Raw genomic sequence first — 22,639 nt, forward strand, 5'->3', positions numbered from 1 at the left:
GCGCATAGATATTGTACCTATGCGCGTTTTTTTATTACTCAGCTTCAGAAACTACTGTGAAGCGTTCGTTTACGTGTTTTGGATTTTCGATTTCATCAAGTGCTGCAACTGCGAAGTCTTCGTAACTTACGTAGCTATCACCTTTTGCGTTAACAAGAAGATTGTCTTGTCCAGCTGTATAAGAACCAGTACGTTTTCCTAATGCGAATAGTGCAGAAGGGCTGATGAATGTCCAGGTAATATCGTTTGTTTGTTGCAGAATTTCTAAGTTTTTACCTTGGTTTTGAGCTGTTGCAAGGTATTCATTTGGGAAACCTGGCGTATCAAATACACGCGTTGTTTTCTCTTCGTCTACAAATAAGCTTCCAGCGCCGCCAACTACAAGTAATTTTGTGTTAGGTGCACCTTTCATAGCTTCAATTAGTACGTTTCCTGCATCTACGTGAAGATGTTCTTCTCCTGCTGGAGCGCCGAATGCATTTACAACTACATCAAATGCTTGTAGGTCATTAGATGTAAGAGCGAATACATCTTTCTCTAAAACTTTTATATTTTCTTCTGTAATTTTTGCAGCGTTTCTTACGATTGCAGTTACTTCATGTCCGCGATCTAATGCTTCTTTTAAAATACGACTTCCTGCTTTACCAGTTGCTCCGATGATTCCGATTTTCATAATAAATCCCTCCAAAGTGTTTTGTTAAAGTGTATATCTGAAAGTAAATGAATTTGTTGTAATAAGGTCTGTTACAACCTGATGTAATCATTATAGTTACAGGTTGGTATTTTTGTCAATGGGGTAGTTTGTAGATTTACTTTTTATTTTAGTATGCACAGTTAGAGGGAGGAGAGTCATAAAAATATTGTTACTTCGTGTCTGGCTAATATTTGGAAATTGCAAATTGTCGAAAAATGTTGATTTTTAAATGTTTTTTAAATATAATTCGTTTTATGGAGAAAAGGAGGGGGTTAATTGTATGAATATTTTAGAGCAATTTGTTTCATCAACGAATACAATTCTTTGGTCATATATTCTTATTGCAATGTTAATTGGTTTAGGTCTTTATTTTTCTATTAAATTGAAATTCGTACAAATTACTCATTTAGGGGAAATGGTTCGACTAATGAGTGATGGATTAACTGGAAAGACGCGTAAAAAAGGTAGTGTATCTTCTTTCCAAGCGTTCTGTATGAGTTCAGCAGCTCGTATTGGAATCGGGAACTTAGCCGGTGTAGCGTTAGCTATTTCTATGGGAGGACCTGGAGCGGTATTTTGGATGTGGGTTATTGCGATTGTCGGAGCGTCTTCAAGTTTCGTGGAAAGTACGCTTGCACAAATTTATAAAATAAAAGATGGCAGTGGCTTCCGTGGTGGTCCTGCTTATTATATGGAAAAAGGTTTAAATAAACGTTGGATGGGAATTTGGTTCTCTATCCTTATTACAATTAGTTACGGATTAATTTTCAACTCCGTACAAGCAAATACAGTTACATTAGCATTTAAAAACGCTTTTGGTATTGAGCGTTACGTTGTTGGGATTGTATTAGCAGTATTAGTTGCGGTTATTATTTTTGGTGGCGTGAAAAGTATCGCGCGTATGTCTGAAATGATCGTTCCGCCAATGGCACTTATTTATATTGCAGTAGCAGTTTTCGTTGTTATTAAAAATTATTATTTAATACCGGACATGTTTACAGAAATCTTTAAAGGTGCATTCGGTTTAGATTCAGCTGTAGGTGGCGGTATTGGTGCTGCGATGAAATATGGTATTCAGCGTGGATTGTTTGCGAATGAAGCAGGTATGGGTAGTGCACCGAATGCGGCAGCAACAGCGGATGTAACACATCCAGCGAAACAAGGATTTATTCAAACAATTGGAGTATTAGTAGATACATTTTTAGTATGTACATCAACAGCATTTATCGTACTATGTTCTGGTGCATATAAAGCAACAAATTTAGAGGGTATTGAATTAACGCAAGTTGCGTTAAGTTCACAAATTGGTTCGTGGGCAAGTAGCTTCTTGGCGATTATTATTTTCTTATTCGCTTTCAGTTCACTTCTAGGAAACTACTATTATGGTGAAACGAACATTGAATTCATTAAACAAAGTAAAACTTGGTTAACGATTTACCGTATTGCGGTAGTGGGAATGGTATTATTCGGTTCTGTTGCTACACTTCAAGTTGTATGGAATATGGCGGATTTATTTATGGGACTAATGGTAATCACAAACTTAATCGCGATTACACTTCTTGGCCGATTTGCATATGCTGCTTTGGCAGACTATGTAAGGCAAAAGAAACAAGGGAAAGATCCAGTCTTCAGTGCAGATTCTATTCCTGGTTTAACGAATACAGAGTGTTGGGGTAAGTCAACGGTAACGGATAAAGAAAAAGCAGTGTAATGAAAAGGCGAGCGTCGAGATAAATTCGATGCTCGTCTTTTTTGTTGTAGTAAATGATGAAAAGGGTGAGAGGGAATTATTAATATAATTTTGTTTGTTCATTATTCTCGTTATTTGTAGAGAACGCACTGTCTTAAAAGTATGACCGGTCGAATGGGATGAGTGATTGAGTAGTGGATAAATGCATGTACTGGTTATATTTTTACGTAAAAAAACATATATGTTAAGAAGCTTAACGTGTTCATGTTATAAAACCTAACATAAAGTTCTTGATTACTAAAAGTTTTTAGAATATAATTTTCTTATTGTTAGGAAGAGGGGGCAATGCAATTATGGATTTTTTAGCTAAGGTAATTGGGGATGTAAATAATGTCCTTTGGTCATATGTCATTATTGCGATGTTAATTGGGTTAGGGCTTTACTTTTCATTTCGTGTGAAATTTGTCCAAGTTCGTTACTTCGGTGAAATGATTCGATTGCTTGGGGATGGGGCAAGTTCGAAAACGAGGAAAGCTCAAAAAGAGAAGAGCGGTGTATCATCGTTCCAAGCTTTTTGTATGAGTACAGCCTCTCGTGTAGGTACTGGTAACTTAGCTGGTGTAGCTATCGCAATCTCAGCAGGTGGACCAGGAGCGGTATTTTGGATGTGGTTAATTGCGGTAATTGGGGGTGCTTCTGCATTTGTAGAGAGCACATTAGCGCAAATTTATAAAGTAAAAGATGGGAATGCATTCCGTGGTGGTCCAGCGTATTATATGGAAAAGGGTTTAAAGAAACGCTGGCTAGGAGTTGTCTTCTCTGTTCTAATAACAGTTAGTTTCGGATTAATTTTCAACGCCGTGCAGTCAAACACAGTAGCGGCGGCTTTTGATGGAGCATTTAACACAGATGGTAAGTTTGTAGGTCTGTTTATGGCTGGTTTACTTGCAATCATTATCTTCGGCGGAGTAAAACGTATTGCACGTGCGGTTGAAATGATTGTTCCAGTAATGGCAATTATATATGTAGCAGTAGCATTATTCGTTGTTGTAACAAACATTACGGCAATTCCGTATGTATTTAAAGAGATTTTCTTACATGCTTTCGGAATTAAAGAAGTAGTAGGTGGGGGATTAGGAGCTGCGATTTTACTAGGGGTAAAGCGCGGATTATTCTCAAATGAAGCAGGTATGGGTAGTGCGCCGAACGCAGCTGCGACTGCAAACGTAACGCACCCAGTTAAACAAGGTTTCATTCAAACTTTAGGGGTATTTACAGATACATTATTAATTTGTAGTTGTACAGCATTTATCATTTTATTATCAGATGTGCCTGGAGCGGCTGATTTAAACGGAATTCAATTAACGCAACAAGCATTAAGTCAACATATCGGACCGTGGGCTTCTATATTTGTAGCAGTTGCAATCTTCTTGTTTGCATTTAGTTCATTAGTAGGTAACTACTACTATGGTGAAACGAATATTGAATTCTTAAATGGAAGTAAAGTGTTATTAAATGCATACCGTATTGCTGTACTTGGTATGGTTGTTTTAGGATCTGTAGCAACAATTCAAATCGTTTGGGATTTAGCAGATTTATTTATGGGGATTATGGCTGTTATTAACTTAGTTGCGATCGTATTCCTTTCTAAGTATGCTTTCGCGGCATTATCAGATTACGTTAAGCAAAAGAAACAAGGAAAAGATCCAGTATTCTATGCGGAGTCTATTCCAGGTTTGAACAATACAGAGTGCTGGGATAAGCCAGCAGTAGCTGATAAAGAAAAAGCAGTATAATGAGGTGAGCATCAAGTGAAACTTGATGCTCATTTTTTTGTTTTATCCTGCTATTTGTGAACAGTAAAACTCTCGATTGATACGGGCTAATAATCAGTGGGGATGATACTGATTAAAGTTTCGCTATATAATGTAAAAGACGAACATTCATGGACATTTTATAATAAAATGTAATTTTTTAAAGAAAAGTGCGGATATGAGTTGTGATTTATGTTAGAATGGAAAATGCCTTTGAAACAAGAGGTTTTATGATCTTTCCTATCCGATTGAAGGTTTTAGAGGAGAAATGGAAAGTTCGGATTATTTCTTATTTCAAGTGGTCAGACGTTCAACGTTAATGAAGAGTTAAATGGAGGATTTTATTAATGAAGTTTGTTATGTTTCTTGTAGGATTGCTCGTTGTATTTGTACTCGGTTTTCTTATAAGTGCCGATCGAAAGAAGATTAAGTATAAACCAATCGCAATTATGCTTGTTATTCAGCTAGCGTTAAGTTATTTCTTATTAAACACGCAAGTTGGTTATATTTTAGTAAAAGGAATTTCAGATGGATTTGGCGCGCTTCTTGGATATGCGGAAGCTGGAATCGTTTTCGTATTTGGCGGTCTTGTTAATAAAGGAGAGGTTTCATTCTTCTTAACAGCGTTATTACCAATCGTATTCTTTGCCGTTTTAATCGGAATTCTGCAACACTTTAAAATTTTACCGATATTTATTCGTGCTATTGGTACTGCGCTAAGTAAAGTAAATGGTCTAGGAAAACTAGAATCATATAACGCAGTAGCAGCTGCCATTGTTGGGCAAGCGGAAGTATTTATTACAGTAAAAGATCAATTAAGTAAAATCCCAAAACATCGTTTATATACATTATGTGCATCTTCCATGTCGACAGTATCAATGTCAATCGTAGGTTCTTATATGAAAATGATTGAACCGAAATATGTAGTAACAGCACTTGTATTAAATTTATTTAGTGGTTTCATTATTATCCATATTATCAACCCGTACGATATTACAGAAGAAGAAGATACACTGAAATTAGAAAATAAGAAAAAACAGTCATTCTTTGAAATGCTAAGTGAATACATTATGCTTGGCTTTACAATCGCGATTACAGTAGCGGCAATGTTACTTGGTTTCGTAGCATTAATTACAGCAATTAATAGCTTGTTTGATTCAATGTTCGGTATTACATTCCAAGCTATTTTAGGATACGTTTTCTCACCATTAGCATTCGTAATGGGTATCCCGCAAGCAGAGATGGTAACAGCGGGACAAATTATGGCAACAAAATTAGTATCAAACGAATTTGTTGCGATGCTGGATCTTGGAAAAGTAGCTGGTGATTTATCAGCTCGTACAGTTGGTATTCTTTCTGTATTCCTTGTATCATTTGCGAACTTCTCATCAATCGGAATTATCGCAGGTGCAACGAAAGGTATCGATGAAAACCAATCAAATGTTGTATCATCATTCGGTCTACGTCTTGTGTACGGTGCGACATTAGTAAGTATTCTATCAGCGATTATCGTTGGTGTTATGTTATAAATAAAAATGGCCCTAGCTTATAGCTAGGGCTATTTTTTATGGTAAATTTGCATGAAAAAACCAATTAGTTAGGAATATATTAACATATAAAAATCTTTTTAAATTTATATTGCATTTCGATTAGATAACGCTTACAATTTGATTTGTAGGTGGTATCAATTTCAGACTTTCAAGTATGGTAGGAGAGAAGAAGCTACCTTTTATAAATTGCAATTTATGTAAACGCTTACTGATTTTAGAAAACAGTTGAATAATATTTAGGGGTTTTAAATTTTTTTAACATCAATGGTCAGACGTCATTCGTTATACGACCAATAACTCGTGGGAGAAGTGGAGGATTCACATATGAAGATCGTAATGTTTCTAGTCGGTTTACTTGTAGTATTTGTACTAGGGTTCCTTATCAGTTCAGATCGTAAGAAAATTAAATATAAACCAATTGCACTTATGCTTGTCATTCAATTGGTACTTGCGTATTTCTTACTAAATACAAAGGTCGGATTTGTATTAGTAAAAGGGATTGCAGATGGGTTTGGAGCTATTTTAAAATTTGCGGAAGCAGGGGTTAATTTCGTATTTGGTGGTCTAGCAAATGATGGACAAGCACCATTCTTCTTAACAGTATTATTACCAATTATTTTCTTAGCAGTATTAATCGGGATCTTACAACACATTAAAGTATTACCGATTATCATTCGTGCAGTCGGTTTCCTATTAAGTAAAATTAACGGCTTAGGAAAACTAGAATCATATAATGCAGTAGCAGCTGCAATTGTTGGTCAAGGTGAAGTATTCATTACAGTAAAAGATCAACTAAGCAAATTACCGAAAAATCGTTTATACACACTTTGTGCATCTTCCATGTCAACAGTATCGATGTCAATCGTCGGTTCTTACATGAAAATGATTGATCCAAAATATGTAGTAACAGCACTTGTATTAAACTTATTCAGTGGATTCATTATCGTTCATATTATTAATCCATATGAAGTGAAAGAAGAAGACGATATTTTAGAATTACAAGAAGATAAAAAACAAACATTCTTTGAAATGTTAGGCGAATATATTATGCTTGGTTTCTCTATCGCTGTAACAGTAGCGGCGATGTTAATCGGTTTCGTAGCATTAATTACAGCAATTAACGGTGTATTCGATTCAATTTTCGGAATCACATTCCAAAGCATTTTAGGATATGTCTTCTCACCATTAGCATTCGTAATGGGTATTCCAACATCAGAGATGCTAACAGCAGGACAAATTATGGCTACGAAATTAGTAACGAACGAATTCGTTGCAATGCTTGATCTTGGAAAAGTAGCTGGTGATTTATCAGCTCGTACAGTAGGTATTTTATCTATCTTCCTTGTATCATTTGCAAATTTCTCATCAATCGGAATTATCGCAGGTGCAACGAAGAGTATCGATGGCAAACAAGCAAACGTTGTATCTTCATTCGGATTAAAACTTGTATACGGTGCAACGTTAGTAAGTATATTATCAGCGATTATCGTTGGGGTTATGCTTTAATAAATTAAGAAAAGCAATGAGCGTAGGCTCATTGCTTTTTTATTTAACTTGCTCTATCTAAGTGTCTTTTAAATTGTGGTTTCTCCAAATAAGTTCCAAGCCTCCATATATACTCAACAGGACCCATTCGATATTTTCGCAGCCAATATGTGCTAACAAATAATTGAATTGTATAGATTCCAATCGTTAAAAGAATACCGAAGAAATATCCTATTTTACCGAATAAGCCAAAGCCGTATGCGTAAAAAATTGTTGTTGTGATAATAGACTGGGCTAAGTAATTACTAACCGACATTTTTCCCATATTGGCCATATATGTTAGTAGACGGGTTGCTTTTTTGTAATGGAATAATAAAATAATTGTGCTTCCGTAAAAGAAGGTCATGGTTACTGGTGTAAGGCCGTCTTGTAACATAAGTAAAATAGGATGTTTAACGAACATAGCTGAAGTTTTGATTGTAAAAGAGAAAATACCAGTAAGAATCCAGACCTTTTTGACAGCAGAGATATGCTTATCAATCTCAAATAACCATCCTTTTTTTCCTACGTACATACCGATTAAGAAGAGTGGAGATAGGAAAATGAGTGTGAAAAGTGTTATAAAGGTTAATCCGAAGAAACCGTCAATGCCTATATATTCGAAAGGATTTTCAGTTAACCTAAAGTTGACATGATCCATATAGCTTCCAGTCTCATGAACTTTATGTTCTTTTTCAATATAAGGAGCAAAATCAGTAACATTTGTATTTGGGTCAGTTGAATAAGTCATAAGTGTAAGGAGTGCGAGTAGAATAGTTGCCCAAATTAATAATGTTTTTGGCTTTCTGTTTATAAACATCAGTAAGAAAATCCCGATGAGGCCATATGAGAATAAAATATCCCCGGACCAAATGAGCACGCCGTGAATAAAACCTAGTAGTAAAAGAATAAGAATACGACGTAAATATGTAGGGGAAAACTTTTTTCCTTTTGCGACAATGCTTTTTTGTAACAAAATAATGCTAAGACCAAATAAAAAAGAGAATAAAGAAATGAAATTTTGTGTGCCAAAAAATTGAATAAACCAATTAGCCCCTTTATCGAGTCCGCCAAATATATAGGATGGTTTTTCATTAGCGAAGAACCCGAATTGAATTAATGTTATATTCACAAGTAAAATACCAAATAAAGCAAAACCACGCATTGCATCAACAACTTCTACACGTTGATTCATTTTTTCTCTCCTTTTATATTATTTTATATTGAAAATAATACCATTTTATAGTTGGCACTATGTCAAATACGAGGAAATTTAAGGTGATTTTAAGCTAAAGAGAAAATAAAAAATCACCTTAATACATTCATTAAGGTGATTGAAATACTATTCAGCTGGAGGCGTAAATGTACGTTTCTCTAATTCAGCGTCTAGCATAAATAATGCGTTTGAATCGCTTGTAATACGTTTTAATTTTTGGATGATGCTATCGAATGAAGATTCTTCTTCTACTTGCTCATCGACGAACCATTTTAAGAATGTAATTGTTGCATGCTCACGCTCATCCCAAGCGATATCAGATAAGTTGTAAATACGCTTCGTTACTTCACGCTCGTGCTCAAGTGCCACTTCAAAAGCGTTCAGTACAGATTCGTATTTGTTATTTGGATTATCAAATCCAGTAATAATAGCGCGCTCACCGCGGTCATTAATGTAGTTGTAAAGCTTCATTGCGTGGAAACGTTCTTCTTCAGCTTGTACAAGGAAAAAGTTAGCGAATCCATCATAGCTCTCAGCTGTACAGTAAGCAGCCATTGCCATATAAGCATGGGCAGAGTAAAATTCAAAGTTCATTTGATTGTTTAATGCGTCGTGCAATTTTTTAGATAACATAAAATCCCCCTTAGTATTGTGACAAGAATATTATACCATAATTGATAATATTCTCATTTGGATACTTCGAACCTTTTCGAAAGCTTTGTGACGTGTGCCTCCATAATGTCTTGTAAATCTAAATCATATTTTTGTGAAAGAATAATAAGATTAGATAGTACATCACCAAGTTCTTCTTTTAACTCTTGTTTTAGTTCTTCTTCTGTTTTCACTTTTTCGTCAGGACGATCACGGCCAATTTCGATTGCGCGAACAACGCGTGAAACTTCTCCAACTTCCTCTGTTAAGAAATTTAAGCGAATAAAGGAATTATACTGTGACCAGCTTCGTTTTTCGTAAAATTCCTCAACCCATCTTTGAAATGCGACGATATCCATTTCTTCCTCATCCCTTCAATATGTTGTACAATGTTTATTGTATCATAACAATATATAGTTTCGGGGTGTAGGAATGAGAAAGATTTGTGTGTTTGCAGGTTCCAACTTAGGGGAGAGACCAGAATTTAAAGAGCAGGCAATAGCGTTAGGAAAAATGTTTGTTGAGAACGATTATGAGCTTGTATACGGTGGTTCATGCGTTGGATTAATGGGAGAAGTAGCGAATGAAGTTCTTCGTTTAGGCGGGCGTGTAACAGGTGTTATGCCGCGTGGTCTATTCCGAGGAGAAATTGTTCATACAGGGCTAACAGAATTAATTGAAGTAGAAACGATGCACGAGCGCAAAGCGAAAATGGCAGAGCTTGCGGATGCCTTTATTGCATTACCAGGCGGATACGGAACGTTTGAAGAGCTATTTGAAGTAGTATGTTGGTCACAAATTGGTATACATAATAAGCCGGTTGGTTTATTGAACATAAAAGGCTTTTATGGACCAATTTTGCAAATGGTTGAACGTGCAGCAGAAGAAGGATTTATGAATCCATCAAATAAAGAATTGATCGTTTCAGCTGAGACGGCAGATAAACTAATTCATGCAATCCAAAATTATGAGCGTCCTGTTTTAGGAACGAAGTGGAAGCAGCTATCATAATACAATTTTATAGATATTTTTGGAAACACATGTCATTTTACTTTGAAAAGGCATGTGTTTTTAATTTGGTTAAATATATTAATGTTAAGATATAATGTTTTTGGAAAAGGAGAAATAGATGGAGGAGTTTGTGTATTTACGTCCTGTTTTTAAAAGTATATTAGCAGCATCTATTCTTGTTATGCTAATTGTTTCAACACAGAAGAAAGAGCTAATTAATGAATTTTCGCTTTGGTTTATTTCGATATTGTGTATCGGTGTTGCCGCGATAACGTTGTTTATGTCTGGGTTTATCGTTGATGAGTATAATCTAGCTGGGGATGCACAGAGTTTTGGCATGTTTATTGCAATTGGCTGTATTAGCGGTTTAAATTTTATTATTTATTATAGACGGCAATAAAAGAAGACATTCCGTATTACTTTGGAATGCCTTTATCACTTTGATTACTTTGTTTTTTATACAGGTACCAGCCACCCCAGCCGCCACCAATTGCTACAACAACGAGGAAAGCATAGTCTTTAACCTCGACACGTATATTGAAAATATTAGCTATAAGTAAGAGAATCCCAACTGTTATTAACGCAAAAAATGCTCTAATTAAGTAGTCTTTCAACTGAACCACTCCCGCCATTTAAGTAGTAAATGATGAATATGGAAAAGCTTTTTTGGATCTATTTTACTAAAGGGTGTTACCTATATTTTAACATAAAAGGGATTGTAATATATTGATAAAAGTAGAGGAGAGGGTGCTAATATTGTCGTGTTTTGTCGGTAAGTCGATATATTGGAAAAATCGCTGATATATTTGATGGAATCGCCGATATATCGGGAAAATCGCTGATATATTTAATAGAATCGCCGATATAATGCAAAAATCGCTGATATAAATTTCATGTACTGATATGCGCGATTAAACCCATAGAAAAAAGCGACTCTGAACGAGCCGCTTTTGCTTTTACATAATATCCAGCTCCGGTAGCTAGAATGTTCGGTGGCTTCGCTTTTTCCTGCGAGGCAAAGAGCGCCTCTACGTCAAAAGCTCCATCCCCCTCACATTCTGAGCAAGCTACCTTCGCTTTTAAATGATATCCAGCTCCAGCGGCTAGAACAGTCGGTTGTTTCACTCCTTCATTCGAGGCAAAAAGCGCCTCGTAATCAGGAGTTCCAACACCCTCCTGTTCTGAACGAGCCGCTTTTGCTTTAAATGATATCCAGCTCCGGTGACTAGAACAGTCGGTCATTTCGCGCCTTCCTGTGAGGCAAAAAGCGCCTCTTCGTCAGGAGCTCCAATGCCCTCTTGTTCTGAGCAAGTCACCTTCGCTTTTAAATATATTATTGATTCAAGAACGCGCGTAGCATCCAAGCGTGTTTTTCTAGTTCTGTGTAGATGCCTAGTAGTAGGTCAGATGTCATTTCGTCATCAGAGTTTTGAGCGATTTCCATGCCTTTTTTCAGTTCGACTAGCATCATTTCGTAGTCTTTCATGATTGCTTCAACCATTCCTTCTGCAGTTTCGCCATATGCTGCTTCTTGAATAGAAGATAGTTCTAAGTATTCTTTCATTGTTGCTACTGGTTTGCCGCCAATTGCTAAAATGCGTTCTGCAATTTCGTCGATGTGAGTAGCTGATTCTGTGTAAAGTTCTTCGAATTTCTCGTGTAATGTGAAGAATTGAGGGCCTTTTACGTACCAATGGAAGTTGTGTAGTTTTGTGAATAAAATGCTCCAGTCTGCTACTTGTTTGTTTAATACTTCGATTACTTGTTTGTTCATTATGATCAATCTCCTTTTGAGTTATTATGTTATATCAATTACTAATTTATAATTATTATAATCTAGTAATTTGTATAAATCAACCCTTTTGCTGGAATTAATTTGAACAAATTATGAATTGTTATAAATAAAAATCCCTATTACTGTGGAGTAATAGGGATTTTGTTTGATATATAGCTCTTGTTCTAAACGAGCCGCTTTCGCTTTAAATGATATCCAGCTCCAGCGGCTAGAATCGCAGGTCATTTCGCTCTCTCGCTCGAAGCAAAAAGCGCTTCAAGGTCGAGAGCTTGAAGTACCCTGCGATTCTAAACGAGCCGCTTTTGCTTTAAATGATATCCAGCTCCGGTGACTAGAGCAGTCGGTCATTTCGCGCCTTCCTGTGAGGCAAAAAGCGCCTCTTCGTCAGGAGCTCCAATGCTCTCCTGTTCTGAGCAAGTCACCTCCGCTTTTAATTATTATACAGCCTTTTGTTTCTCTTCTATATCCTGTCCATCCCAACACTCTGTATTCTGTAAGCCAGGGATAGAACTTGCAACGAAGACAGGATCTTTTCCTTGTTTCTTTTGCTTTATATAGTCTACTAAAGCTGCGTATGCAAACTTGCTAAGGAATGAGATGGCAATTAAGTTTGTGAATACCATTAGTCCCATAAAGAAATCAGCTAAACTCCAAACTGTTTGAAGGGCAGCGATAGATCCGAAGAACACCATTCCGACAACTGCAACACGATAAATCAGTAACCATGTTTTGCTTTCTTTAATGAATGCGATGTTTGTTTCACCATAATAGTAGTTTCCTAGTAAAGAACTGAAAGCGAATAGGAAAATGATAATCGCTAAGAAGGTACTTGCCCACGGTCCAATTTGTGAACTTAGTGCTTGTTGTGTTAATTCAATACCTTCTAAATTCGATCCTTTGTAAAGTCCAGAACATAATACGATAAACGCTGTTGATGTACATACTAAGAATGTATCTACGAAAACACCTAATGCTTGAACAAGTCCTTGTTTTACAGGGTGAGATACATCTGATGTTGCTGCTGCGTTAGGGGAGCTACCCATACCTGCTTCTGTCGCGAATAAACCGCGCTGAATTCCGAATTTGATTGCTGCTCCAATACCACCAGCGATAGCTTGGTCTAAACCGAATGCGCTGTTAAATATTTCTGTAAAAATGCTTGGTAACATATTGAAGTTGTTAATTACGACAAAAATAGCCACACCAATATAAATGATCGCCATTGGCGGAACGATCATTTCTGTAATACGTGAAATGCTCTTGATACCACCAAAAATAATAACTGCAACTAATAAAGCTAATAGAGCTCCTACGATCGTTCGCTCTAGTCCAAAAGCATTTTCAAACGCTATTGTTACTGTATTTGCTTGTACAGAATTGAAAATTAATCCGTACGCAACTGTAATAAGAAGTGAAAACCAAACACCCATCCAACGTTTGTTTAATCCTTTTTCCATGTAATATGCTGGTCCACCACGGAACCTGCTTCCATCTTTTACTTTATAAATTTGCGCGAGCGTACATTCTACGAAACTAGTAGCTGCTCCGATAATTGCGATAAACCACATCCAAAATATTGCACCGGGTCCACCCATTGAAATGGCCAATGCTACACCAGCTAAGTTTCCGATACCGATACGTGCCGCTGCACTTAAGCAAAATGCTTGGAATGGAGAGATGCTATCTTTCTTTTTTTCTTTTCGATTAAACCCTTTACTAATTAAACTGACCATCTCACCGAAATGAGTAATTTGGACGAATTTTAATTTGAAAGAGAAATAAAGACCGAAGCCGATTAGCATTGCAATAAGAATATATGACCATAAAATATTATTCGTTACCTCAAGGAATCTGCTAAAGATATCAACCATATAATACACTTCCTTTTTTCCGTAATAAGAAAATTATATGCAAAAAATATACGAGAATCAATTTTTCTAAAAAATTATGTTACATAAACGTATTTTGTGTTATGATTATGTTACATCGTAATATTTTTAGAATTATTTACATTTTAAAAAACTAAATGTAAAACGAGAAAGAGGGGATAATTTGAAAGAAGAATCTTTATTGAATATAAGCCTTAAGAGTTTGAAAATGAGAAGTAATATATTTTTTATCATTACATCTTTAAGTATCTTTTTAGGAACCACTTATTATTATAATAAAAGATTTCCAAGTCATAGGTATCCTGAATGGTTAGAATTTCTAAAATTGATTGGATGAACAAAAGACAGAAAAACAGAAAATTAAAATAAAGAAGTTATGGAGGAGCTAAATATGAATATTAGAGAAAGTGAACTTCCGGGTATTGGTTATAAGTTTCAAATCGTTACGAAAGGTAACGAAAAGATGGTGATTGTCATTCATGATGATGGGCGTAGAGAAATGTATCATTTTGATTCAGATCATGAAGAAAGTATCTCAAGTATTTCATTACGTGACTCAGAGGCGAGACAAATTGCAGCAATATTAGGTGGAATGGTATACAAACCTAGAGCATTAGAAAATGTTGAGATGGTCTTTGAAGGTTTAGCAATTGAGTGGTTTAAAGTGGAGAATGCAGCTCCGGCAATCGGAAAAACAATTGGCGACCTTGAAATAAGAAAAACATATAGCGTAACGATTATTGCAGTTATGAAAAAGAATATGAAAAAGCTATTCAATCCAGGACCAGAAACGGTAATTGAAGAAGGCGATATGCTTGTAGTTTCAGGTGAGAGAGAAGAAATTAAAAAAATTATTAATGAGTTACTTTCGAATAGGGGGACTGACTAGATGGATACGTTAATTTTTGAAGTTGGTACAGCTTTAGTTTTAGTAGCAATTGCGGCGGTAATTGCTGGAAAGTTTAAATTCTCAGTAATTCCTTTTCTAATTGTTCTTGGAATGTTAGTAGGACCGCATGCACCGACAATAGGTGTTATCGATCTCAAATTTATTGAAAGTGCGAGTGTCATTTCCTTCCTTGGACGGATTGGCGTTCTGTTCCTTCTGTTCTACCTAGGACTAGAGTTTTCGATGAAAAAACTAATTAAATCTGGACGTTCCATTGCGATTGGCGGAACAATCTATATTTTAATTAACTTTTCACTTGGATTATTATACGGGTTTATAATGGGATTCCCTTTACTAGAAATCTTAATTATTGCGGGTATTATTACGATTTCTTCTAGTGCTATCGTTGCTAAAGTGTTAGTGGATTTAAGAAGAACTGGTAATAATGAAACCGAATTAATTTTAGGAATTATTATGTTTGAAGATATATTCCTTGCTGTATATTTATCAGTTGTCTCTGGTTTAGTTCTAGGGGATCATGCTTCCTTCCTAGGTGCTCTTACTTCAATTGGGATTGCTTTAGGATACATGCTTCTATTCTTTATTGTAGCTAGAAAAGCGACGCCCTTATTAAATAAATTGCTCAATATTAGTTCGGATGAAATTTTCATTATTGTAGTATTTGCTTCGTTATTCTTTATTGCAGGTTTCTCAGAAACAATTCACGTTGCTGAAGCAATTGGAGCACTTCTTTTAGGATTAGTTTTCTCTGAGACAGAGCATAGTGACAGAATTGAGCATCTCGTTGTTCCATTTAGAGACTTTTTCGGAGCTATTTTCTTCTTCAGTTTCGGATTAAGCATTGATCCGTTTTCATTAGGCGGAGCGATATGGTTAACGTTAGGTGCTGTCCTTCTTACAATCATCGGTAACTTTGTTGCAGGAATGATTGCAGGGCGACAAGCTGGATTATCTCATAAAGCGTCAACAAATATTGGATTAACAATCGTTTCAAGAGGAGAATTCTCCATCATTATGGCCAATATCGGAATCGCCGGTGGTTTAATGTCAGTCTTGAAACCATTCTCGGCACTATACGTGCTTATACTATCCATCTTAGGTCCACTTCTGACGAAAGAGTCAAAGAATGTATATAAATTTTTAAATAAAATCTTTAAATGGGATACGAAGACTAGCTAATTTTAAAAAATAAAAGTACAAGATATTTCCTGCTTGTACTTTTATTTTTTGCAATGAAAACAGTAAAGAGAGGTACATAATGTTAGGAGAGTTGATTCATTCCGTTTTAGTTTTTCTAGAAGGACTTGGTTATTGGGGAATTATGCTTGGATTAATGCTAGAGGTTATCCCAAGTGAGATCGTATTATCTTATGCAGGTTATTTAGTATCAACAGGAAGCATTACATTTTGGGGCGCTGTCGCGTTCGGTACAATTGGTGGTGTAATCGCGCAACTATTCATTTATTGGATCGGTCGATACGGAGGAAGACCTGTTCTTGAGCGATATGGAAAGTATATTTTAATTCAGAAGAAACATATTGATTATGCTGAAGCGTGGTTTAATCGTTACGGAACTGGTGTTATTTTTACAGCGCGTTTTATTCCTGTTGTGCGTCATGCTATTTCGATACCAGCAGGGATTGCAAAAATGTCACATGCTAAGTTTATTACGCTAACTACATTAGCTGTTATTCCGTGGTCAATTGTATTTGTATATTTAGGTTTTAAATTAGGAACAGAGTGGGAAAGTATTAATAAAGTAGCTGGGCCATATGTGAAATACTTTGCACTTGCAGCTATTGTTTGTGCAATTGGTTACTTTGCATTAAAAAAAGTGATGAAAAAAAAGTGATTACGTAAGAAGAATCTATGCTGACATAGATTCTTTTTTTATTGTCATTTTTCGAAATGGGAAAGAGTAGGTTTAATATTTACCATATTGTGGCATACATATAGGGAAAGGGAGTTTGGAAAGGGGATTATAGAAAAATGGAACTCCAGTTTCAAAATGTATATCAACAGGTGGAGAATTGGTATGTGTTGGATTCGGAGCTTCCTTGGGATGTCAAAAGGCTTAGAGATGATTTGTTTTCACTGATTGAAGTATGTAAAACGCCAGTTATTTTTTGTGATACGTGTGATGCGAATCATGTGCTTCTATCATTAGGAGAAGAAGAAGAGGAATTCTTATTCCCAGTAGGTGGTTTTTATCATAAAGAAAAACAATTAATTTTTGTTTGTATGTGGGAAGAGTATGAGCAAGTGCTCAAAACACTACTGCATGAATTTCGCCATGCGATGCAGCATAAGAGGGAAGTATTGTATGTTGGAAGTGAATTGTACGAAGATAGATGGATTGAGAAAGATGCGAGAAAGTTCGCGGAGAGGAAGTTAGATGAATATAAAAATAGAAAGTTAATGTAAAGCATAGTGGAGAAATGGCACTGTGCTTTCTTTATTGATTACTAAAAGTAAGCGATTGACTTTTATAAAGTTTAGTTCTAAACTAATGGTATGAAATGAGCGAGGTGATAGAATGAAAACAGAAGATAGACTCGGGTTACTATTATGGTTTCGTTTATCACGTTTTTATAACAAAAGTATTCGTGAGACGAATCAGCATTTGAAAGAATGGAATGTATCTGCCGCTCAGTTTGATGTGCTAGCTCAAGTTGGAGGACATAATCGTCTAACGCAGCAAGAGCTCGGAAATAAACTATTTGTTACGAAGGGAAATATCACGCAGCTATTAAATAAAATGGAGCAGCTGGAGTGGATTCATCGTGAACAAGAAGGTACTACAAAATATATTTCTTTAACAGAAAAGGGAAAAGCTTTATATGAAGAAATCGTCCCGCCTCAAGAAACGTTCCAAGCGGAGCAGTTTCAAAATTTAAATGTAGAAGAACAACATCAATTATTAAAATTACTAAAAAAATTACAGTGAGAAAAATTTTTGAAATAAATCTTGAATTCGAGATAATATGAGGTGAAGGATATGTTTAGAAAAGTTGATCATAAAAATATGGGAAGAGCAAATCACGGTTGGTTAAATACACATTTTCATTTTTCCTTTGCGAATTACTATAACCCGAATAACATGAACTTTGGAGCATTGCGTGTAATTAATGATGACCTAGTAGCGGCACAAACTGGTTTTGATATGCATCCGCACCGCGATATGGAAATCATTTCGTACGTTGTAGATGGTGCTTTAACACATGAGGATAGCATGGGGAACCGCGGAACAATTGAGCGAGGACATGTTCAATATATGAGTGCTGGCACAGGTGTATTTCATAGCGAGCATAATTTAGGAAATGAAACACTACGGTTATTACAAATTTGGATTTTACCAGATCGTGCGGATCATAAACCAAACTATGGTGAGTTTACATTTGATTGGAGTAAGCGTGAAAATGAATGGTTCCATATGGTATCTCCAGTAGAAGGAGAGGCACCAATTCGTATTCACCAAGATGCGAATTTATATTCTTTATCGTTAGATACTGGAAAAGAAATTCATTTTCCTGTGAAAGAAGGTCGTCAATTGTACCTTGTACAAGTTGAAGGAAGTAGTGTAATAAATGGTGAAAAGCTTGTTATGCGTGATGCAGTAGAAGCGATAGAAGAGGATATACATATTGAAGCGAAAGAGAAATCACACTATTTAGCAATCGAATTGAAAAGACAATAGAACGTTTATGGAAAAGAGGACATCGAATGGATGTCCTCTTTTTTTGAGTGAAATTGTCAGAAAAAACTTTCTCAATATTTAGATAAAGGTATTAGTCCGGAAAATAAGAATTGTATAAAAGTGTCAAAAATCTTTATGGGAATGGGGAATGTTATAGTGAAAAAGCAAGTCATTTCATCAGCATTAGCGTTAACTGTTATAGCCGGGGGATTTGGAACATTTGGAGCAACGACAACGAAAGCGGAAGAACAAAAAATTCAATATCATCAAGAGTTTAAAACACCTGCATACATAGGTGAAGAATGGAAAGCACCGGAAGGACTAGATAAAAAAGAGACGGTCTTTCAATATTTAGAGAGTAAGAAAGATATGTTTAAATTAGCAGGAAATATTGATAAACATTTCAATGTCGTTGGGGAAGAAAAAGATGCTGAATCTGGCACAACACACGTGAAGCTAGTTGAAAAACATAATAACATTCCTGTGTATGGTTCAGATCAAACTGTTACGCTTGATAAAGAGAATAATGTGAAAGCATTCTTCGGACAAGTTATTCCGAATTTAGATGATAAAAATATTCCTGCATCTGCAAGCATTAGTGCGGAACAAGCAGAAACGATTGCAAAGGCAGATATTGAGAAAGAAGTTGGCCAAGTAAAGAATTATGATGGTGTGAAAAAAGATTTATTTGTGTATGAAAAAGATGGAAACTACTATCTTGCCTATTTAGTTAAGGCATCGATTTCAAAACCAGCTCCAGGATATTGGCATTATTTTGTTGATGCAACGAATGGGAATGTGATTGAGAAATATAATGCTGTAGATCACATTACAGGATTTGGTTACGGAGTATTAGGCGATAGACAATCATTTGAAATTGCTCAAGATGAGAAAACAGGAGCGTTCAACTTGTTTGATGGTAAACGAGGACAAGGTGTTCATACATTTGATGCAGAGAATATGGATGAAAACTTATTTAATATATTCTCACAATGGTTCGGACATACAGGTATTGAGGTAGAAAGTAAAAATAAATTCTTTGATGACAAAGCAGCGGTTGATGCACATGTAAATGCAGGGAAAGTATATGATTACTACAAAAAGACATTTAATCGTAACTCTTTCGATGATAAAGGTGCGAAGCTTATTTCTTCTGTTCACGTAGGTGAAAACTGGAATAACGCAGCTTGGAACGGTATTCAAATGATGTACGGTGATGGAGATGGTACAACATTCATTCCATTATCTGCTGGATTAGATGTTATCGGTCACGAATTAACGCATGCTGTAACTGAACATACAGCAAATCTTGTTTATAAAAATGAGTCAGGTGCGTTAAATGAATCGTTATCTGATATTATGGGTGTTATGGTTGAGAAGAAGAGCTGGGATTTAGGTGCTGACATTTATACACCTGGAAAACCTGGTGATGCACTTCGTTCTCTGAAAGATCCAGCATCTATTCCAAATCCATTAAAACCAGGTGAAGGTTACCCAGATCATTACAATAAACGCTACACTGGAACAGCTGATAATGGCGGCGTTCATATTAACAGTAGTATTAACAATAAAGCTGCATATTTAGTATCTGATGGCGGAGAGCATTACGGTGTGAAAGTAACTGGAGTAGGCCGTGAAGCGACAGAAAAAATTTATTACCGTGCTCTTACGAAATATTTAACTGCAAACTCTGACTTTAAGATGATGCGTCAAGCTGCTCTGCAGTCAGCTGAAGATTTATATGGTAAAAACTCTAAAGCTGTACAAGCTGTAACGAAAGCTTATGATGCAGTAGGCGTAAAATAATAAGAGAATAGACCTGACTAGGATGTCAGGTCTTTCTTTATCCCGAATTAACGGGCAGTAAGACCCCCACCTCAAAATTCAGCGGAAGCAAAGAAGTTAGGTGGGGGTCGGGCTGCCCGTAAAAGCCCGATTGGTGAGGGCTAATAATCAGTGGGGGATGAACAAAACCCCCACTGATTAAAGTTTCACTTTATTTAGTCACGAATACCTAATGCGATTTTCGCCATACGTGACATGCGTTCTTTAGACCAGGGCGGATTCCAAACGACATTTACTTCTATTTCATTGACTTCAGGTACGTTCGTTGATAATACTTTTTTTACGTCTGATACAATTTGCCCAGCCATTGGACAACCGATAGAAGTCATCGTCATCGTAATGACAGCATTATTATTTTCATCTGCTGTAACGTCATAAACTAATCCAAGATTAACAATATCAACACCTAGTTCAGGGTCAATAACAGCTTCTAAGTTTGCATATAACTTTTCTTCAAATGCTTGTTGTGACATGTGTAGCACCCCCTACATATTAATGATATCGATTCTCATTATAACGGATATATATATAATATGCAGGGAATGAGCTCAAAAAAAATATTCCTCTTAAAAGAGGAATGTTTTTTGAAAGCTATTCAGTTTTGAAATGAGATACGAGTTGATCTAATTCTTCAACTGTTTGTTTCATTTGTCTAGCAGTTACAGTCATCTCATTCATAGTAATGACCTTTTGCTCAGCAGATTGTGCTGTTGCTGCTGTTTCACTAGATACTTCAGTTGAAATAGAAGCGATGTTATTCAGTGAAGCGTTCATTTCTTCAGCGCTTGCAGCCATTTCTTCAGCAGTTGCTGAGATGTCTTGCATTTGAGTAGATACTTTATTTACTTGTTCCACAATCGTTGTGAAAGAATTGCCAGCTTCACGAATGACATGAATGCCTTCAAATGCTTCCGAACGGCCTTGGGACATCATAGAGCTCGCAGTTTCAGTGTCTTGTTGAATTTGATGTAGTAGTTGGTTAATATCTGTTGCCGCTGTTTTAGATTGTTCAGCAAGTTTTCGAACTTCGTCAGCTACGACAGCGAAACCTTTTCCTTGTTCGCCAGCACGAGCTGCTTCGATAGATGCATTTAAAGCAAGTAAGTTTGTTTGTTCTGCGATATTAGAAATAGATTGAACAGCTGTATCAATATATTTCGTGTGGGTGATTAGACGTTCGACCACTTCTGACGTAGCATTTACCGCGTCGTGTATCGTTGTCATTTGTGAAACAGATTTTTGAATAACTGAACTTCCATCGTTAGCCTGTTCAGATGTAGTTACAGCAAGTTCAGTTACAGATGAAGCAGATTCAGCAATACGCTGAACGCTTACTGTCATATCGTCCATTGCAGTTGAGCTTTCTTCCATACTAGAGGCTTGCGATTGAATATTTGCATTTAAGCTAGACATCGAGCTTTGAACTCTTATTGTTGCCTCGCGTGATATATTCGTCTTTTCTAGCATATTTTCAGAAGCGTTTTGTACTTCTACGGATGTTTTTTGAACACGATTGATAATATGTTGTAGGTTTTCTAACATTTTATTAAATGATGTTGCGATCGTACCAATTTCATCATTACTATTTACTTGTAGGCGAGCTGTTAAGTCACCTTCTTGAGATGATAATTCTTTTAGCTTACTATCAATTTGTTGAATTGGTTTTACAAGTTTACCAGAGAACCACCATGCAAGAATGATAGCTACGATAATACAAATAACAAGTGATAAGAAGATAACATATTCAATTTGTAGTGAAGATTGATCAATTTTTTTGATAGATTGATCACGTAACTTGGCTTGTTCATTACTATAATTTGTGAAGTCACCAATTACTTTATAAACGGTACCATTTTCTGCATAAGCTACTTGTAGAGCTTCTTCCCATTTTTGTTCTTTTGCAAGAGTGAAAACTTTTTCTTCAATAAATTTTCTCCAAGTGGATCCTGATTCCATTGTATCTTTCACGGATTGAGAAATATTTGGATTAGAAAGAAGTTTATCCTTTGAATCCTCCAGACGTTTACTCATCTCATTAAACTTGTCTAATTCGACTTGATCATGTTGTAATAAATAACCTCTTAAAGCAGAAAGTTGTACTTGATAAGCGTCTCCACGTTCTTTCAATTCTGTTGCAAGGGGAGAAATTTCTTTTTGTAAAGCTTCAGCTTTACGAGATTGGTCAATAGCAAAAAATAAAATAAAAGCTAAGGCGATGCCAAATAAAGCACAAATCGTTCCCATCATGAACATAAGTTTTTTTCGAATGCTAATAAAATTCATATGATAAAAAGCCTCCTTTGTGAAATCTTAGTATTAGAATTAATAAATTTAAAAAATTGAAAGAAAGCTT

At 35.9% G+C, this 22,639-nt stretch carries 23 protein-coding genes; 13 read left to right on the forward strand and 10 right to left on the reverse strand.

Features of this window, described 5'->3' with window-relative positions; all coding sequences use genetic code 11:
• Window positions 1–34: 34 nt before the first annotated feature.
• On the reverse strand, window positions 35–673 hold the full coding sequence (locus QCI46_RS01995; RefSeq protein ID WP_048542416.1) for an NAD(P)-dependent oxidoreductase: 639 nt from the start codon (window positions 671–673) through the stop codon (window positions 35–37).
• Between the two features lie 301 nt (window positions 674–974).
• On the opposite strand from QCI46_RS01995, the gene QCI46_RS02000 reads away from it, so the two are divergent.
• The 4 genes from QCI46_RS02000 (at window position 975) to QCI46_RS02015 (ending at window position 7,254) form a co-directional block, all read left to right on the forward strand.
• Window positions 975–2,405, forward strand: coding sequence for an alanine/glycine:cation symporter family protein (locus QCI46_RS02000; RefSeq protein ID WP_353839484.1), 1,431 nt, complete (start codon window positions 975–977; stop codon window positions 2,403–2,405).
• A 332-nt stretch (window positions 2,406–2,737) separates the two neighbouring features.
• Window positions 2,738–4,180: an alanine/glycine:cation symporter family protein gene (locus QCI46_RS02005; RefSeq protein ID WP_000346403.1), complete on the forward strand. Its 1,443-nt coding sequence runs from the start codon at window positions 2,738–2,740 to the stop codon at window positions 4,178–4,180.
• A gap of 365 nt (window positions 4,181–4,545) precedes the next feature.
• Window positions 4,546–5,727 (forward strand): NupC/NupG family nucleoside CNT transporter, encoded by a 1,182-nt coding sequence (locus QCI46_RS02010; RefSeq protein ID WP_353839485.1) that lies wholly within the window; start codon window positions 4,546–4,548, stop codon window positions 5,725–5,727.
• 345 nt (window positions 5,728–6,072) lie between these two features.
• Window positions 6,073–7,254, forward strand: coding sequence for a NupC/NupG family nucleoside CNT transporter (locus QCI46_RS02015; protein WP_000706847.1), 1,182 nt, complete (start codon window positions 6,073–6,075; stop codon window positions 7,252–7,254).
• 43 nt (window positions 7,255–7,297) lie between these two features.
• Here the strand turns inward: QCI46_RS02015 and QCI46_RS02020 are convergent, their stop codons facing one another.
• The 3 genes from QCI46_RS02020 to QCI46_RS02030 all read right to left on the reverse strand — a co-directional run bounded on the left by QCI46_RS02020 (window position 7,298) and on the right by QCI46_RS02030 (window position 9,498).
• The gene (locus tag QCI46_RS02020; protein ID WP_327959556.1) at window positions 7,298–8,467 is read right to left on the reverse strand and encodes a DUF418 domain-containing protein; all 1,170 of its coding nucleotides are present in this window, start codon (window positions 8,465–8,467) and stop codon (window positions 7,298–7,300) included.
• Between the two features lie 147 nt (window positions 8,468–8,614).
• Window positions 8,615–9,121, reverse strand: coding sequence for a ferritin (locus QCI46_RS02025; protein ID WP_353839487.1), 507 nt, complete (start codon window positions 9,119–9,121; stop codon window positions 8,615–8,617).
• A gap of 53 nt (window positions 9,122–9,174) precedes the next feature.
• On the reverse strand, window positions 9,175–9,498 hold the full coding sequence (locus tag QCI46_RS02030) for a MazG nucleotide pyrophosphohydrolase domain-containing protein (protein ID WP_000355764.1): 324 nt from the start codon (window positions 9,496–9,498) through the stop codon (window positions 9,175–9,177).
• A 73-nt stretch (window positions 9,499–9,571) separates the two neighbouring features.
• Here QCI46_RS02030 and QCI46_RS02035 point away from each other — a divergent pair, with 73 nt between their 5' ends.
• On the forward strand, window positions 9,572–10,150 hold the full coding sequence (locus QCI46_RS02035) for an LOG family protein (protein ID WP_046955625.1): 579 nt from the start codon (window positions 9,572–9,574) through the stop codon (window positions 10,148–10,150).
• Between the two features lie 118 nt (window positions 10,151–10,268).
• Window positions 10,269–10,550 carry a hypothetical protein gene (locus QCI46_RS02040; RefSeq protein ID WP_098088797.1) on the forward strand — a complete coding sequence of 94 codons (282 nt, stop codon included), beginning with the start codon at window positions 10,269–10,271 and terminating at the stop codon, window positions 10,548–10,550.
• A gap of 16 nt (window positions 10,551–10,566) precedes the next feature.
• On the opposite strand, the gene QCI46_RS02045 is transcribed toward QCI46_RS02040, so the two are convergent.
• From QCI46_RS02045 to QCI46_RS02060, 4 genes are all read right to left on the reverse strand, one after another.
• Window positions 10,567–10,764 (reverse strand): hypothetical protein, encoded by a 198-nt coding sequence (locus QCI46_RS02045; protein WP_000656314.1) that lies wholly within the window; start codon window positions 10,762–10,764, stop codon window positions 10,567–10,569.
• 277 nt (window positions 10,765–11,041) lie between these two features.
• A complete protein-coding gene (locus QCI46_RS02050; protein WP_353839488.1) occupies window positions 11,042–11,392 on the reverse strand; it encodes a hypothetical protein in 351 nt (116 codons plus the stop codon).
• Between the two features lie 91 nt (window positions 11,393–11,483).
• Window positions 11,484–11,924, reverse strand: coding sequence for a Dps family protein (locus QCI46_RS02055; RefSeq protein WP_088080818.1), 441 nt, complete (start codon window positions 11,922–11,924; stop codon window positions 11,484–11,486).
• Window positions 11,925–12,382: 458 nt separating this feature from the next.
• On the reverse strand, window positions 12,383–13,816 hold the full coding sequence (locus QCI46_RS02060; RefSeq protein ID WP_098076498.1) for an alanine/glycine:cation symporter family protein: 1,434 nt from the start codon (window positions 13,814–13,816) through the stop codon (window positions 12,383–12,385).
• 409 nt (window positions 13,817–14,225) lie between these two features.
• Here QCI46_RS02060 and QCI46_RS02065 point away from each other — a divergent pair, with 409 nt between their 5' ends.
• From QCI46_RS02065 to nprB, 7 genes are all read left to right on the forward strand, one after another.
• On the forward strand, window positions 14,226–14,723 hold the full coding sequence (locus tag QCI46_RS02065; RefSeq protein WP_001026069.1) for a cation:proton antiporter regulatory subunit: 498 nt from the start codon (window positions 14,226–14,228) through the stop codon (window positions 14,721–14,723).
• On the forward strand, window positions 14,724–15,923 hold the full coding sequence (locus QCI46_RS02070) for a cation:proton antiporter (RefSeq protein ID WP_000380224.1): 1,200 nt from the start codon (window positions 14,724–14,726) through the stop codon (window positions 15,921–15,923). It begins immediately after the preceding gene.
• A 79-nt stretch (window positions 15,924–16,002) separates the two neighbouring features.
• Complete coding sequence (uptA, locus tag QCI46_RS02075; protein ID WP_353839489.1) at window positions 16,003–16,596, forward strand: undecaprenyl phosphate transporter UptA; 594 nt, start codon at window positions 16,003–16,005, stop codon at window positions 16,594–16,596.
• Between the two features lie 137 nt (window positions 16,597–16,733).
• A complete protein-coding gene (locus QCI46_RS02080) occupies window positions 16,734–17,168 on the forward strand; it encodes a DUF3920 family protein (protein ID WP_046960033.1) in 435 nt (144 codons plus the stop codon).
• Between the two features lie 112 nt (window positions 17,169–17,280).
• Complete coding sequence (locus QCI46_RS02085) at window positions 17,281–17,691, forward strand: MarR family winged helix-turn-helix transcriptional regulator (RefSeq protein ID WP_064469276.1); 411 nt, start codon at window positions 17,281–17,283, stop codon at window positions 17,689–17,691.
• A gap of 51 nt (window positions 17,692–17,742) precedes the next feature.
• Window positions 17,743–18,441, forward strand: coding sequence for a pirin family protein (locus QCI46_RS02090; RefSeq protein ID WP_353839490.1), 699 nt, complete (start codon window positions 17,743–17,745; stop codon window positions 18,439–18,441).
• A 156-nt stretch (window positions 18,442–18,597) separates the two neighbouring features.
• Window positions 18,598–20,247 (forward strand): neutral protease NprB, encoded by a 1,650-nt coding sequence (nprB, locus tag QCI46_RS02095; RefSeq protein ID WP_353839491.1) that lies wholly within the window; start codon window positions 18,598–18,600, stop codon window positions 20,245–20,247.
• 194 nt (window positions 20,248–20,441) lie between these two features.
• On the opposite strand, the gene QCI46_RS02100 is transcribed toward nprB, so the two are convergent.
• Both QCI46_RS02100 and QCI46_RS02105 read right to left on the reverse strand, forming a co-directional pair.
• Window positions 20,442–20,759, reverse strand: a complete 318-nt coding sequence (locus tag QCI46_RS02100; RefSeq protein WP_000082523.1) for a metal-sulfur cluster assembly factor — start codon at window positions 20,757–20,759, stop codon at window positions 20,442–20,444.
• 118 nt (window positions 20,760–20,877) lie between these two features.
• Window positions 20,878–22,569, reverse strand: a complete 1,692-nt coding sequence (locus tag QCI46_RS02105; protein WP_353839492.1) for a methyl-accepting chemotaxis protein — start codon at window positions 22,567–22,569, stop codon at window positions 20,878–20,880.
• Between the last annotated feature and the right edge of the window lie 70 nt (window positions 22,570–22,639).

Source organism: Bacillus cereus group sp. RP32 (assembly GCF_040459735.1).
Taxonomy (GTDB): domain Bacteria; phylum Bacillota; class Bacilli; order Bacillales; family Bacillaceae_G; genus Bacillus_A; species Bacillus_A wiedmannii.

Coding starts and splice junctions, on each gene's coding strand:
- QCI46_RS02055 (WP_088080818.1), bottom strand. CDS start 11,924: ATGAACAAACAAGTAATCGAAGTATTAAACAAACAAGTAGCAGACTGG.
- QCI46_RS02000 (WP_353839484.1), top strand. CDS start 975: ATGAATATTTTAGAGCAATTTGTTTCATCAACGAATACAATTCTTTGG.
- QCI46_RS02040 (WP_098088797.1), top strand. CDS start 10,269: ATGGAGGAGTTTGTGTATTTACGTCCTGTTTTTAAAAGTATATTAGCA.
- uptA (WP_353839489.1), top strand. CDS start 16,003: ATGTTAGGAGAGTTGATTCATTCCGTTTTAGTTTTTCTAGAAGGACTT.
- QCI46_RS02050 (WP_353839488.1), bottom strand. CDS start 11,392: ATGACCGACTGTTCTAGTCACCGGAGCTGGATATCATTTAAAGCAAAA.
- QCI46_RS02065 (WP_001026069.1), top strand. CDS start 14,226: ATGAATATTAGAGAAAGTGAACTTCCGGGTATTGGTTATAAGTTTCAA.
- QCI46_RS01995 (WP_048542416.1), bottom strand. CDS start 673: ATGAAAATCGGAATCATCGGAGCAACTGGTAAAGCAGGAAGTCGTATT.
- QCI46_RS02105 (WP_353839492.1), bottom strand. CDS start 22,569: ATGAATTTTATTAGCATTCGAAAAAAACTTATGTTCATGATGGGAACG.
- QCI46_RS02100 (WP_000082523.1), bottom strand. CDS start 20,759: ATGTCACAACAAGCATTTGAAGAAAAGTTATATGCAAACTTAGAAGCT.
- QCI46_RS02060 (WP_098076498.1), bottom strand. CDS start 13,816: ATGGTTGATATCTTTAGCAGATTCCTTGAGGTAACGAATAATATTTTA.
- QCI46_RS02070 (WP_000380224.1), top strand. CDS start 14,724: ATGGATACGTTAATTTTTGAAGTTGGTACAGCTTTAGTTTTAGTAGCA.
- QCI46_RS02090 (WP_353839490.1), top strand. CDS start 17,743: ATGTTTAGAAAAGTTGATCATAAAAATATGGGAAGAGCAAATCACGGT.
- QCI46_RS02020 (WP_327959556.1), bottom strand. CDS start 8,467: ATGAATCAACGTGTAGAAGTTGTTGATGCAATGCGTGGTTTTGCTTTA.
- QCI46_RS02080 (WP_046960033.1), top strand. CDS start 16,734: ATGGAACTCCAGTTTCAAAATGTATATCAACAGGTGGAGAATTGGTAT.
- QCI46_RS02005 (WP_000346403.1), top strand. CDS start 2,738: ATGGATTTTTTAGCTAAGGTAATTGGGGATGTAAATAATGTCCTTTGG.
- QCI46_RS02010 (WP_353839485.1), top strand. CDS start 4,546: ATGAAGTTTGTTATGTTTCTTGTAGGATTGCTCGTTGTATTTGTACTC.
- QCI46_RS02015 (WP_000706847.1), top strand. CDS start 6,073: ATGAAGATCGTAATGTTTCTAGTCGGTTTACTTGTAGTATTTGTACTA.
- QCI46_RS02085 (WP_064469276.1), top strand. CDS start 17,281: ATGAAAACAGAAGATAGACTCGGGTTACTATTATGGTTTCGTTTATCA.
- QCI46_RS02030 (WP_000355764.1), bottom strand. CDS start 9,498: ATGGATATCGTCGCATTTCAAAGATGGGTTGAGGAATTTTACGAAAAA.
- QCI46_RS02035 (WP_046955625.1), top strand. CDS start 9,572: ATGAGAAAGATTTGTGTGTTTGCAGGTTCCAACTTAGGGGAGAGACCA.
- QCI46_RS02025 (WP_353839487.1), bottom strand. CDS start 9,121: ATGTTATCTAAAAAATTGCACGACGCATTAAACAATCAAATGAACTTT.